The organism is Rahnella sp. PAMC25559, assembly GCF_050632365.1.
Taxonomy (GTDB): Bacteria; Pseudomonadota; Gammaproteobacteria; order Enterobacterales; family Enterobacteriaceae; genus Rahnella; species Rahnella rivi.
The window spans coordinates 3,966,660-3,978,630 of sequence record NZ_CP192543.1; the positions used below are offsets into that span (position 1 = coordinate 3,966,660).

Sequence of the window (11,971 nt, forward strand, 5' to 3'; positions counted from 1 at the left end):
CTGACAACGCGCTTGCTTTATTCAGTATAGACCGTCGGTCAGCCCGCCCCTTTCGTCTGCCTTTCTTATACCAGTTTTAGCGATAGGTTATAAAGTTATAATCAATTTCATTTTTATATAAGGGCGGCGTAGCCTTGTCTCATCACGCCTCAACGAGGAAAGGACGATGAACAAAATCCAGACGCTTACCCCCCATTTCCCGAAGCCCGGCATTGAGAAACACACCCGGCTTAACCGCCTGTTACCCGGCCTGGCGCTGACCGGCGCTATTACCGCGCTGTCGGTCTGGCTGAGCGATTTCCCCGCCCTGAGCCATCTTGGCCTGAGCGCGCTGACCCTGGCGATTGTCATTGGCATGGTGATTGGCAATACGCTGTACCCGGCGGCGAAACCCTGGTGCGAAGAGGGGGTGACGCTGGCGAAACAGCGCCTGCTGCGCCTCGGCATCATCCTCTACGGCCTGCGGCTGACCTTCGCGCAAATCGCCGACGTCGGGGCGACCGGGATTGTGATCGACGCCCTGATGCTGTGCTCCACCTTTGCCCTCGCCTGCTGGCTGGGACAGCGGGTGTTTAAATTAGACCGCGATACGTCCATGTTGACCGGCGCGGGCAGCAGTATTTGTGGTGCCGCCGCCGTGATGGCGACGGAGCCGGTGCTGAACGCCAAAGCGGAAAAAGTGACGGTCGCCGTCGCCACCGTGGTCATTTTCGGCACCGCGGCTATCTTTCTGTATCCGTGGTTGTGGCAGCTTAACGCGCACTATCACTGGCTGAATGTCACGGCATCGCAGTTTGGTATTTATACCGGTTCAACGGTGCATGAAGTGGCACAGGTGGTCGCCGCCGGTCAGGGCGTCAGCCCGGAAGCTGAAAACGCCGCCGTGATCGCCAAAATGATCCGCGTGATGATGCTGGCCCCTTTCCTGCTGCTGCTCTCCGGCTGGAAATCCCGCAGTGCGGTGCAACAAGGCGGCCAGAACCCTGGCATGCGTAACATCACCATTCCGTGGTTCGCGCTGCTGTTTATTCTGGTGGCGGCGTTTAACTCACTGGATATATTGCCGCACAGCTGGATCCCGGCACTGATTACGCTCGACACGGTTTTACTGGCCATGGCGATGGCGGCACTCGGTCTGACCACGCACCTGAGCGCGCTGCGTCAGGCGGGGCTGAAACCTATGCTGCTGGCCGCGATACTGTTCATCTGGCTGATTGTCGGTGGCGCGGGCATTAACCAGCTGGTGCATCATCTTTTTGCGCGGATGTGACGGCTTTTACACTTCAGTGCTGCGCCTCCTTCGCCAAGGCGCTATCATCCTTTCATTAACGCGATGAATAACTGAGGAGCAAAAATGAAGTTTGTGGGAGCACACGTAAGTGCGGCGGGCGGTGTTGATCAGGCCGTACTGAGGGCGCACGAGCTGGAAGCCACGGCTTTTGCGCTTTTCACCAAGAATCAGCGTCAGTGGAAAGCCGCACCTTTGCCGGAAGACGTGATCGAAAAATTCAAAGCGGCCTGTCAGAAATACGGTTACCAGAGCAATCAGATTTTGCCGCACGACAGTTATCTGATTAATCTCGGCCATCCGGTGACCGACGCGCTGGAGAAATCCCGCGAGGCGTTCCTCGACGAACTGCAACGTTGTGAACAGCTGGGGCTTTCGCTGCTGAACTTCCATCCGGGCAGCCACCTGATGCAAATCGACGAAGACAAATGCCTCGAACGCATTTCCGAATCGCTGAACATTGCGCTGTCGCAGACTGAGGGCGTCACGGCGGTCATCGAAAACACCGCCGGTCAGGGCAGTAATCTCGGCTTCCGCTTTGAGCATCTGGCAAAAATCATTGAAGGTGTGGAAGACAAAAGCCGCGTTGGCGTCTGCATCGACACCTGTCACGCCTTCGCGGCGGGTTACGATCTGCGCACCGTGGAAGCGTGTGAAAACACCTTTAAACATTTCAGCGATGTGGTCGGATTTGAGTACCTGCGCGGCATGCACCTCAACGATGCCAAAAGTGAATTCAACAGCCGCGTTGACCGCCATCACAGCCTGGGCGAAGGCAACATCGGCAAAACGGTGTTCGGCTGGATCATGCGCGACCCGCGTTTCGATGGCATCCCGATGATCCTTGAAACGGTAGAACCGGAGATCTGGGGCGAGGAAATCGCCTGGCTGAAGGCGCAGGAAACCGCAGAGGCGGATGAGGCAGCGGCCTGATTCCGCTTTGGAAAGCGCTAAAACCAATTCAAGGTCGTGGGCATCGGGTTATGGTTCTTACGCTTGGAAAGCGTTAAAACCAATTCAAGGTCGTGGGCATCGACTATGTTTCTTACGCTTGGAAAGCGTTAAAACCAATTCAAGGTCGTGGGCGTCGGCCCACACCGACCAGAGGGAGAATAAACCTTCTCCCTCTGGACTCCCGCGTTTTTTAAAACACGTGATCCGCGCGCTGGCTATGTTTCAGCGGCTCCGGCTATTGCCGCAAACGCCGCCGCTGCGCGGTCCTCTCATTTCAGGTTCGGACCCGCTCGGAAAAACACCCTCGCGGTTTCTCACCGTTCATTCGACGTCGTTTTGAGCGCGGCCAAAGGCTATGTAAAACAAATGTTTTTCTCCTCCCCCTGCGATGTGGAAGGAGGAAAGCCGAATCAAACACATCGCTTCGACTTTAAAAATGCCATTGGCCGCGCTCAAAAATCACGCCGAAGGGAGAGGTGGAAAACCGCGCGTCTGTTTGCGCGGGTTGTAACCCGACCGGAGGGCACCGCAAAGCGGCGGGATTTTGCGGCAATAGCCGGAGCCGCTGAAACATAGCCAGCAAGCGACAGCGCGCAGTTAAAAAAACGCAGGATTCCAAAGGGTTTCGTTTGGTATAGACCGGTCACATGGGTAACACTTTAGACCGGCCACATGGGTAACAGTTATAAATGGCATAGCAGAGGAGAACCGCTATGCCCTGGACTGAGACTGTTACCATGCAACGACTCGAATTTATTCACGCCGTTCAGAACAGCGGAGAGTCATTCTCCGCTGTTTGTCGTCATTTTAAGATCAGCCGTAAAACGGGATATAAGTGGCTTCAACGCTTTCAACCTGACGACCCATTTTCTCTCAACGATCGCTCTCGCGCCCGCCTTACTCATCCCGAACGCATGACTGACGAGGTTATCCAACGATTAGTCGAGATGCGGCGCAAGCATCCAGACTGGGGACCGGTTAAAATTCGTCACTGGTTACTCAATAACAACGCACCTTTCGACGTCCCTGCAAGCAGCTCTATTGGCGATATTCTCAAAAAAGAGGGTCTTGTCACCCCATTTAAAAAGCGACAAAACACGCCGGGTAACGTCTTGCCACTGACAGATATCCGCGAAAATAATCAGGTTTGGAGTGCTGATTTTAAAGGAAAGTTTAGACTTCTTAGCCAGCACTATTGCTATCCATTTACGCTGACAGATAACCACAGTCGCTACCTTTTAGCCTGCGAGGCTGGCAAGGGCGAGGGGCGGCCGTTTGTGCAAACATGTTTTGAAAACGCCTTTCGCGAATATGGTCTGCCCAGCGTAGTAAGAACCGATAATGGTTCACCTTTTGCCGGTAACGGCATTGCGGGTCTCAGCCAGCTAAGTGTTTGGTTAATAAAGCTTGGCATCCTGCCGGAACGTATAAAAAAAGGTCATCCTGAGCAAAATGGCCGGCACGAAAGAATGCATCGCTCCCTGAAGGCAGGACTGCGTTGCGGGAATATTTACGCGACGCTGGAAGAACAACAAGTCTGGTTCAATCACTACCGCCATGAATTTAATCATGAACGGCCTCATGATGTGCATAACGGTCAAACGCCGTCCTCACAATGGACGACCTCCAGCAGAGAATGGGATGGGAAAGTTCCAGAAGTCATTTATCCAGATAAGGCCCGGTTATATAAAGTTCAGCAGAATGGAGATATCTATCCAGGTACTCGACTCTTTTTAAGTGAGGCTCTGCGAGGTGAATATGTGATGATGAAAGAGGTAGATGACGGATTGTATATGGTGTTGTTCGACCGTCTAATACTTGCGTATTATGACAAAGCCGAACACTGCATTTTACGCATAGACTAATCGAAAATGTGTTACCTATGTGGCCGGTCAGATCTGTAACCCATGTGACCGGCTATACAGTTTAAAACCCTTTGGGCCCGTTTGGGCGGCGAGCCCAAGGTTTTGACCTTAAAGCCGAAATGGGCACCAACCCACAATCCCACCTGTTTAGAACTTTTCTCTCTTACTTATCCCATTTAATCCCTTGCTTAATCCCCCCGATATGTTAAAAATTTGCAATCAAAAAGCATCTGGACGGCTAAACGTCTAAGCATCCTCCCGGACATCTGAAAAGGCACCCCTAGCGTGAGATCCTCTATTCTCGAGATGCATAATATCTCGATTTCATTTGCGAGTTTCCCCGCCCTGCGCCAGGTGGATTTCACGCTGGAAGGCGGATCCGTCCATGCATTGGTCGGCGCAAACGGAGCGGGTAAATCGACACTGATGGCCGTGCTTTCCGGCACGCACGACCATTATTCCGGGCAGATCAGCATTGACGGTGAGGCCGTTAACCTGCGCCTGCCGCATCACGCCCGCGAGCACGGCATTCATCTGGTACAACAGGAAGTGGACGTCGCGCTGGTGCCGACGCTGAATGTCGCGGAAAACATCATGCTCGACCGCCTTTCCGAGCCGGGCCATCTGCACAACTGGCCGCAGCTTTACCGTCAGGCACAGTTGCTGACTGAGCAGCTCGGGCTGAACATCAACCTGCGCGCGCGTATCGAAAGCTGCACGCTGGCGGAGAAACAGCTGATTTTGCTGGCGCGGGCGTTATCGCATAAATGCCGGTTCCTGATCCTTGATGAACCCACCGCCCCGCTCGATCAGGCGGAAAGCGCGCGGCTGTTTGCGCTGGTGCGTAAGCTGAAAGCCGCCGGTATGGCGATTGTGTTTATTTCCCACCGCATCCATGAACTGCGCGATATCTGTGACCGCATGACGGTGCTGCGCGACGGGCGTCTGGTCAGTGATGACAGCATGGACGGCCTGAGCAATGAGCACATTATTGAGAAAATGATCGGCCATCAGCTCGACGATATTTATCCGCCACGCCGCCCGCCGCACAGCGGTGAAACGCTGCTGCATATCCACGGCATGCACGATAAAGACAAACTGCGGGACATCTCGCTGCGCCTGCATCGTGGCGAAATTCTCGGGATAGCCGGGCTGGCCGGTGCCGGTAAAACCGAACTGTGCAAGGCGCTGTTTGGCGCGACGCCGAGTCAGGTGGAAAGCGGTGAGCTGAACGGCAAACCCTGGAAACCGAAAGAACCGCATCTGTCCGTGGAACAGGGGCTGGCGCTGGTGCCGGAAGAAAGGCGCAAGGAAGGCATTTTCATTGATGAAGATATTCCGATGAACCTGAGCGTCACCGCTGACGACAGCTTCTCACGCTGGAGTATTTTCAACCGGCAACACGCGTTGTCGTGGGCAAAAGACATTATCAGCCGCTTGGGCATTCGCGCTTCCGGGCCCATGCAAAAGCTGGCACGGCTTTCCGGTGGCAACCAGCAAAAGGTGGCGATCGGGAAATGGCTGCGCAGTGAGAGTCAGGTGTTGATCTTCGACGAACCGACCAAAGGCGTAGACATCAAGGCCAAAACGGACGTGTTCAGGCTGATCGACGGCCTGGCGCAACAGGGAAAAGGCATCATTTATGCTTCCGGTGAGTTCGCCGAACTGGTCGGTTTATGCGACCGCATTCTGGTGTTGTGGGACGGCCGCATTGTGGCCGAACTTGATGCCGCCAACGTCGACGAAGAAACCTTATTAACCTATTCAACCGGAGGAACACCCGCGTGAACAAAGCCGTGGTGAGTAAAGAAAACCTGCCCGACGCCCGCCAGCCGTGGCGTCATCAGCTGTTTGAATTTCTATATAAATGGGGCATGTTGCTGACCGTGGTTTTGCTGATCGCCGGTTTTGGCATCGCCTCGGACAACTTCCTCGAACCGTCCAACATCATTAATATTCTGCGATCCATCGCCATCGTGACGGTGATTGCGATTGGCGTGTCGATTTCTCTGGCAGTCGGCGGTTTCGATTTGTCGGTCGGTTCAACCGCCTCCCTCGCCAATGCGCTGGTGATCTCGATGTTCGTCTGGCACGGTTTCGGCACCACCGAAGCCATTCTGATCACGCTGGCACTGTGTACGCTGGTCGGCCTGTTCAACGCCTTCCTGATCGTCATCCTGAAAATCCCTGACATGCTCGCCACCCTCGCCAGCCTGTTTGTGATCCAGGGAGCAGCGATGACCTACAGCTACGGCGGTTCAATCACCGAAAACATGGTCCTGCCCAGCGGCGACATGGCCGAAGGCACGGTACCGGCAGTGTTCAGCCTGCTCGGCCAGGTACCGGTGATTGTGATCGTGATGGCGGTGGTGACGGTTGCGGTACAACTGTTTATGTCGCTGACCAAACATGGCCGCCGCATGTACGCCATCGGCGGCAACCCGCTGGCCGCGCGTCTGGCGGGGATCCGCACCGCGCGCTACCGCGTCATCGCTTATGTGATTTCGTCCGTGCTGGCGGGCGCTGGCGGGATCCTGCTGGCATCACGTATCGGCTCTTCGCAGGTCAACGCCGGGGGCGGCTACCTGATGGACGCCGTCGCCGCCGCCTACATCGGTTTCTCGCTGGCCGGCTCCGGCAAACCGAATGCACTGGGCACCTTGCTGGGCGCGGTGATTTTAGGCGTGCTGTCGAACGGGCTGGTGATGCTGTCGGTGCCGTATTACGCGATGGATATCATCAAAGGTCTGGTCCTGGCCGTGGCGCTGGCGCTGACGTATATACAGAAGCGTTAAACGCTTTTGAAAGTGCTCCACACCTTGAATTGATCAAGCCCGGCCAATGGCAGTTTATTCAGATCTGAAAAGATGAGGTTACGCTTTAAAAGCCTCTGGCCGCGCGGATCACCTGTTTTAAAAACGCGGGCGCCCGGAGGGAGAAGGTTTATTCTCCCTCCGGGCGGTGTGGGCCGACGCCCGCGCCCTGCTCCCTACCTCTCCCTCAATGATTCCTTCACCTTATTCAACGGTTTAATCAGATAATCCAGCACGCTTTTCTGGCCGGTTTTGATGTCCACGTTCGCCACCATCCCCGGCACGATCGGGAACTGGCGGCCTGCTTTGTTGGTCAGGAAGGCTTTGTCGGTGCGGACATAAACGCGGTAATAATACTGATCGCGCTTCACTTCATCCTGCAAGGTGTCCGGCGAAACGCCTTCGACTTTGCCCTCCAGATCGCCATAAATCGACGAATCGTAGGCGGAAATTTTTACCGTTGCCGGTAAACCGGGGCGGATGTAGGCGATGTCACGCGGGTTGATGCGGGTTTCAATCAGCAACTGATCTTCAATCGGTACGATTTCCATCAGTTTGCCGCCAGGCTGTAACACACCGCCGACGGTGGACACCTGAATATCTTTGACGATGCCGTGCACCGGCGAATACAGCTCGGAGCGGGTGACCTGATCTTCTTTACCTGCCATCACCTGCGTTTCGGCGTCGAGATCGGCGTTGTTTTTCACCTGCTCTTCACGGGCACGCACCGCGTACTGATTCGTCGCATCGTCTATTTTCCCGCGCAGTTCGCTGGCCTGACGCTTGAGGCGGATCACTTCCACCTGCCCCGCCGCGCCTTTGGAAACCAGCGGCTGGGTCATATTGATTTCGTCGTTGACCAGTTTCAGCGACTGCTGAAGGTTACTGACCGTCTCATCGCGGTTCTGTTTGCGAGATAAATACAGCTGCCGCTCACGGGCCACCAGCTCCGGTGATTTCATGGTTTCCGGGCTGAATTTCAGCGGCGCGCCGGTCAGTTCTGCGCTCAGGCGTTCAGACGAGGCGCGCAGTGTCCGCACGCGGGAGGCCGCCTCGCCAAAGTTTGACTGCGAACGGGTCGGGTCGAGCCGCGCCAGCAACTGACCGCGGTTCACCACCGATCCTTCCTGCACCATCAGCTTCAAAATCACCCCGCCGTCGAGCGAATCAATTTGCTGCGCTTTGCTCGACGGCGTCACTTTGCCGGTGCCGACCGTCACTTCATCCAGCACCGCGAAGCGCGCCCAGACGATAAAAATCAGCAGGCTGGCAAGCGACGCCCAGATAATCCACGAGACTTTGCGACCTTCGGCTTCCAGTTCATCATGCAATGTTAAGTGTGCCATGCGGGATCCTCAGCAGCTCAGGCTGCGCCTTGTCGGTTATCGGTGGCTGCCGCAACGGCAGGTGCGGGGGTATTGCCGGCGGCGGTCGCCAGAATTTTATCGCGCGGCCCGTCGGCCACCACGCGCCCGTTGTCCATCACCACGATTCTGTCCACCAGCTTGAGCAGCGCCGGACGGTGCGTAACCACGATGAGCGTCCTTCCTACCAGCCAGGTGTGCAGCTGGCGGATCACGTACTCTTCCAGCTGTTCGTCCATGGAGGCGGTCGGTTCATCCATCAGCACCACCTGCGGATTGCGCAGGATCATCCGGCTCAGCATCACCATTTGCCGCTGGCCGCCGGACAGCCCGCGCCCGCCTTCATTAATGATTTTATCGAGGCTGGAGGCGTCGGCCTGCACCATCGACAACGCACCGCTGATGCGCAGCGCCTGCAACATCTCCTGATCGGTGGCATGCGGATACCCCAGCATCAGGTTCTGACGCAGCGTGCCGAAGAACAGCCGCGAGTCCTGCGACAGGTAGCCGAGCTGACGGCGGATATCTGCCGGTTCGACTTTGCTCATGTCTACGCCGTCGATGAGTATTTTGCCCTGCGACGGGCTGGCCTGGCCGGAGAGCAGCTTCAGCAGCGTGGATTTCCCCGCGCCGACTTTGCCGAGGATCGCCACCCGCTCGCCCGGCTTGATCTCCAGCTGGCCGATGCCGAGCACGTTCGGCGCATTTTCTTTGTCGTAGGTGTATTGCAGATTGCGCACGTTGAAGTGACCGCTGAGCGTCGGGCAGTGCGACAGCTCGGCATCCGCCGGGCGATCCACCGGTTTTTTCAGCAGTTCATCCAGCCCGTGCATGGCGCTTTTGGCGTGCTGCCAGCGGGAGAACACCATGGTCAGCTGCATCAGCGGTGCGATGGTGCGCGAGGACAACATGCTGCTCGCCACCAGCGTACCGGTCGTGATATCGCCGCTGAGCACCAGATACACGCCGAACACCAGCATGCCGCCGTAAGTCAGTTGCTGCACGGTGGAAGCCCAGCCGGTCAGCCGTGCGCCCCACACCCGTTGCTTCATGCCGACCGCCGCGCTCACTTCATGGGTCTGTTCCCACTGACGCTGAAAATAGGCTTCGGCCTGCAAGGCTTTGATGTCTTCGATGCCTTCGATGGTTTCCACCAGCACCGCGTTGCGCAGCGCACTTTCGCGCATGCCTTCTTTCGCCAGTTTCGCCATCGGCCACTGGATCAGAATGCCGGGAATGACAATCAGCGGGATCGCCAGCAGCGGGATGATCACCAGCGGGCCGCCGATGAAAAACATAATGCCGAGGAACAGCAGCACGAAGGGCATGTCTGCCGCCGCGCTGATGGTGGTGGAGGTCAGCAGTTCGCGTACCTGATCGATTTCGCGCAGCTGAGAGATAAAGGAACCGGTGGATTTTGGGCGGTCATCGTTTTTGATGTTCATCGCCCGCACAAAGAACAGCGAGGAGACTTTTAAATCGACCTTCTTGCCCATTAAATCAGACACCAGCGTACGCATCAGGCGGATGACATATTCCAGCCCCGCCGCCAGCACCACGCCGAAAAACAGTACCCACAGCGTCGGGTAAGATTGCGCCGGGATCACGCGGTCGTAGACCTGCATGGAGAACAAAATCCCGGCCAGCGCCAGCACGTTGCCGAGAATAGAAGCCAGCGAGATTTCGGCGATTTTGCGCCCCGAGCCACGGAAGTTGGCCCAGAACCAGTGTTTTTTGTGCGGCTGAACAAACTGGTCGATGCGCTGGTCGCGGCCACGCGGTGCCACGCCGACTAAAAATACCGGGCCGCTGCTTTGTTCCAGCATCGTCGCCAGTTCCGCCGAACGCAGTAAATCCCCGCCGTCGCTCAGCCAGTAATCGACCGTGCCGTCGTCATGCAGATTTTCCAGTACCGCGATACCGCCCTGCGCCAGCGTCACCACGGCGGGCAGCACTTCCTGGCGCCAGCGCACCTGATTCCAGCTGACCATGCCCACCTGCAACCCCATCAGGCCGCTGAGGCGGTCGAGCTGGCGGCGCAGGGGCTGGTGTTCGAACCAGCGCATTTGCTGGCGAAGATAAAGCGGATCGGCTGGCTTACCGAATGATTCGGCCACGCGCCCCATGGCGCTTATCCAGACGTCGATCGACAAAGGTGTTGCTGCTTCATTGCTCATTTCAACCTCGGTATCGAATGCTTCTGGCTAACTCCCGACGGCCCCGGATGTCAGAGGGTCGGAATGGTGTCACCTGTTTGTTTCTGACGATCGATGCCCAGCATATCGACCAGATTGTCCACGGCGGCGGCGTAGCGCACGGTGGCGTCCCAGCCGTCGTAGAGCGCGCCAATGCGCGACGTATCCGCCTGAAACACGTCCTGTTCGACGCTGAGTAAATCGTTCAGGCTGCGTTTGCTGAGTTTGTATTCGTCCTGATACACGCTGCGGGTGTGCGTCGCGCTGGCAAACTGTTCCTCGCCCGCCACGTTGCGCTGCTGCCCGCCGATCATGTCGGCATAGGCCGTTGAGGCTTTCTGGTTGATGTCCAGCTTGGCTTTTTCCACTTCGGCCTGCGCCGCCTGCCGCTGGCCTTCCGCCGCCTGCACTTTGGCGCTGACCGCGCCGCCCTGATACACCGGCGCATCCACCGCCAGCTGCACCTGATCGTCCCAGTAAGACCCGCCGCCGCCGGTGTTTTCGTAGCGCGTGCGCCCTGCCTGAACTTTCAGCGTCGGCCAGTGCTGCGCCTCGGTCTGATTGACTTCTTCGATCGCCGCCTGCTGTTTGGCCTGCGCCGCGCGCACCAGCGTGCTGTTTTCGTAGGGGATTTTGTCGAGTGTGACTTTCTGATCGAGCAGGCTTTGAGGGAGATCCGGTAAGTTGTCGGCAACCACGCCGGTGAGCACCGTCAGCTGTGCCTGCGCGGAACGTTGCTGGGCGCGGTATTGTTCGACGGTGGCCCGCATGCCCGCAATGCGGGTTTCGGCCTGTAAAACGTCCGACTGCGAGCTCAGACCGGCATCAGCGCGCAGTCTGGCGGTGTCCCGCACGCGCTCAAGAGAGGCGATGTTGTCACGGGCCGCGACGCTGAGCGCCTGATAACGTTTCACCGAGAGATAGGCCTGCATGGTGCTCAGCGCCACGTCGGTCATCGTGCTGTAAAGGGAATAGCGGTAGGCGTCAGACAGATGTTCCTGCTGACTGATGCTGCCGCCGGTGCGGCCAAAATCGTAGAGCAGCTGGCTGAGTTGCACGCCGGCTGACGCGTTGTTGCTCAGGCTGCCCGCCGAGTCAGTCTGATGCGACTTTCCCGCCGTGCCCTGTAATGAAATCTGCGGATACCAGGCGCTTTTCGCCTCATCCAGATTGCCTTTCCCCACGCGGATTTGCGCCGATGCTTCTGAAATCTGCGGGTTTCGCGCAAACGCCCGCAAGATAGCATCCCGTAATGTCATGCTGGCGCGCATCTCCTCGGTTGGCGCCGCTTTCCAGTTAAATTCCGGCTGTTTGTCTGCCGCGATGACCCCGTAATTCCCTGTTAAACCCGTCAGACACAAGGTGCCCAACATGACGGCGAGACGCCGTGTCACTGTTTTTTTCTTCATTACCGACACCACTTAATTACGCCGATTTATAATTTTGGGTACAGCTCCCTGCCCGGTGAAGGAGAGGGTTGGGGTGGGGAATT

The 11,971-nt window shown here is 57.1% G+C and carries 8 protein-coding genes; 5 read left to right on the forward strand and 3 right to left on the reverse strand.

The features are described 5' to 3' along the window. Positions 1–166 precede the first annotated feature (166 nt). The 5 genes from ACQZQY_RS19360 to ACQZQY_RS19380 all read left to right on the forward strand — a co-directional run bounded on the left by ACQZQY_RS19360 (position 167) and on the right by ACQZQY_RS19380 (position 6,902). Positions 167–1,270 (forward strand): YeiH family protein, encoded by a 1,104-nt coding sequence (locus tag ACQZQY_RS19360; protein ID WP_431296236.1) that lies wholly within the window; start codon positions 167–169, stop codon positions 1,268–1,270. Positions 1,271–1,354: 84 nt separating this feature from the next. Then, complete coding sequence (gene nfo / locus ACQZQY_RS19365; RefSeq protein WP_217203198.1) at positions 1,355–2,221, forward strand: deoxyribonuclease IV; 867 nt, start codon at positions 1,355–1,357, stop codon at positions 2,219–2,221. 734 nt (positions 2,222–2,955) lie between these two features. Continuing rightward, positions 2,956–4,107 (forward strand): DDE-type integrase/transposase/recombinase, encoded by a 1,152-nt coding sequence (locus ACQZQY_RS19370; protein WP_056777117.1) that lies wholly within the window; start codon positions 2,956–2,958, stop codon positions 4,105–4,107. A gap of 306 nt (positions 4,108–4,413) precedes the next feature. After that, complete coding sequence (locus ACQZQY_RS19375; RefSeq protein ID WP_431297217.1) at positions 4,414–5,895, forward strand: sugar ABC transporter ATP-binding protein; 1,482 nt, start codon at positions 4,414–4,416, stop codon at positions 5,893–5,895. An 11-nt stretch (positions 5,896–5,906) separates the two neighbouring features. Continuing rightward, positions 5,907–6,902 (forward strand): ABC transporter permease, encoded by a 996-nt coding sequence (locus ACQZQY_RS19380; RefSeq protein ID WP_056782371.1) that lies wholly within the window; start codon positions 5,907–5,909, stop codon positions 6,900–6,902. 194 nt (positions 6,903–7,096) lie between these two features. On the opposite strand, the gene ACQZQY_RS19385 is transcribed toward ACQZQY_RS19380, so the two are convergent. From ACQZQY_RS19385 to ACQZQY_RS19395, 3 genes are read right to left on the reverse strand one after another with little or no spacing between them, the layout of a single operon-like run. After that, positions 7,097–8,266 carry an HlyD family efflux transporter periplasmic adaptor subunit gene (locus ACQZQY_RS19385; protein ID WP_390972644.1) on the reverse strand — a complete coding sequence of 390 codons (1,170 nt, stop codon included), beginning with the start codon at positions 8,264–8,266 and terminating at the stop codon, positions 7,097–7,099. A gap of 17 nt (positions 8,267–8,283) precedes the next feature. Continuing rightward, the gene (locus tag ACQZQY_RS19390) at positions 8,284–10,461 is read right to left on the reverse strand and encodes a type I secretion system permease/ATPase (RefSeq protein ID WP_217203196.1); all 2,178 of its coding nucleotides are present in this window, start codon (positions 10,459–10,461) and stop codon (positions 8,284–8,286) included. Positions 10,462–10,511: 50 nt separating this feature from the next. Next, positions 10,512–11,888, reverse strand: a complete 1,377-nt coding sequence (locus ACQZQY_RS19395; RefSeq protein WP_183847735.1) for a TolC family outer membrane protein — start codon at positions 11,886–11,888, stop codon at positions 10,512–10,514. Positions 11,889–11,971 lie beyond the last annotated feature (83 nt).

What these genes read in the sequence shown, in the direction of transcription:
- ACQZQY_RS19385 (WP_390972644.1), bottom strand. Translation starts at nt 8,266, where the DNA reads ATGGCACACTTAACATTGCATGATGAACTGGAAGCCGAAGGTCGCAAA.
- ACQZQY_RS19375 (WP_431297217.1), top strand. Translation starts at nt 4,414, where the DNA reads ATGCATAATATCTCGATTTCATTTGCGAGTTTCCCCGCCCTGCGCCAG.
- nfo (WP_217203198.1), top strand. Translation starts at nt 1,355, where the DNA reads ATGAAGTTTGTGGGAGCACACGTAAGTGCGGCGGGCGGTGTTGATCAG.
- ACQZQY_RS19390 (WP_217203196.1), bottom strand. Translation starts at nt 10,461, where the DNA reads ATGAGCAATGAAGCAGCAACACCTTTGTCGATCGACGTCTGGATAAGC.
- ACQZQY_RS19370 (WP_056777117.1), top strand. Translation starts at nt 2,956, where the DNA reads ATGCCCTGGACTGAGACTGTTACCATGCAACGACTCGAATTTATTCAC.
- ACQZQY_RS19360 (WP_431296236.1), top strand. Translation starts at nt 167, where the DNA reads ATGAACAAAATCCAGACGCTTACCCCCCATTTCCCGAAGCCCGGCATT.
- ACQZQY_RS19395 (WP_183847735.1), bottom strand. Translation starts at nt 11,888, where the DNA reads ATGAAGAAAAAAACAGTGACACGGCGTCTCGCCGTCATGTTGGGCACC.